This window comes from Pseudomonas sp. SWRI18, assembly GCF_014268345.1.
Lineage (GTDB): Bacteria > Pseudomonadota > Gammaproteobacteria > Pseudomonadales > Pseudomonadaceae > Aquipseudomonas > Aquipseudomonas cedrina.
Genome location: NZ_JACCQQ010000063.1, coordinates 1 through 288, shown reverse-complemented (window position 1 = coordinate 288; position 288 = coordinate 1). Strand labels below are relative to the sequence as shown.

At 59.7% G+C, this 288-nt stretch carries 1 protein-coding gene; it reads left to right on the top strand.

The window, feature by feature from the left end; genetic code table 11:
• A partial coding sequence (locus H0Z09_RS27205; protein WP_186694942.1) for an RHS repeat domain-containing protein occupies window positions 1–288 on the top strand: 288 nt, incomplete at both ends.

Sequence of the window (288 nt, the reverse complement as noted above, 5' to 3'; positions counted from 1 at the left end):
CGGCGACCAATGCGGTAGGCGAAAGTGAGGTTTATCGGTACGACGAGCAGCACGTCATTCTTGAGCGTGGGTTGGCCGGTGGGGCGAGTTTTTTCTGGCAATGGGAACGGGCTGGCAAGGCAGCACGGTGTGTTCGGCATTGGGCCAGCTTTTCGCAGATGGATACGCGGTATGTCTGGGATGACAACGGCCAGGTCACGGTTTTTAACGCCGATGGCAGCCAGGAAGTCTATGTCCACGATGATCGGGCGCGCCTGGTACAGCGCGTCGATCCGGATGGTGCCCAGC